The 424-nt window shown below is 68.2% G+C and carries 1 protein-coding gene; it reads right to left on the reverse strand.

The annotated features are described in order from the left end of the window. A partial coding sequence (locus BST14_RS28340) for a condensation domain-containing protein (protein WP_142279695.1) occupies positions 1-424 on the reverse strand: 424 nt, incomplete at both ends.

The raw sequence follows: 424 nt of genomic DNA on the forward strand, positions 1-424 counted from the left end.
TTTCGGATGCCTCGCCGGCTGCGGCTCCGAGTCGGCCGAGGTAGTTGAAGCCGATCACCGGGTCGGTGTGGGGCAGCTCGATCTCGCGGTTCAGGTAGCGCAGCAGGCCGTAGGTCAGCGGGTCGGGCAGGGCGCGCAGTTGTTCTTTGGCGGCTTTGATCACCGCGCCCAAAGCTTCTGCGCCGGTGCGCACGTGGGTCCAGGGCAGCCCGGCCCCGGTCAACGCCACCGGGTATTTGGTGGTGAACCATCCCACGGTGCGGGATAGGTCGACTTCGGCGGCCAGGTCCTCGTGGCGGCCGTGGCCTTCGACGTCGATGCCGACCTGGGTGGTGTCCAGGAATTCCGCGAGCGCGAGGGCGAACCCGATGAGCAGGATGTCTTGGATGCCGGCGTGGAAGGCGGTGGGCACCTCGGCGAGCAG

This window comes from Mycobacterium arosiense ATCC BAA-1401 = DSM 45069, from assembly GCF_002086125.1.
Taxonomy (GTDB): Bacteria; Actinomycetota; Actinomycetes; order Mycobacteriales; family Mycobacteriaceae; genus Mycobacterium; species Mycobacterium arosiense.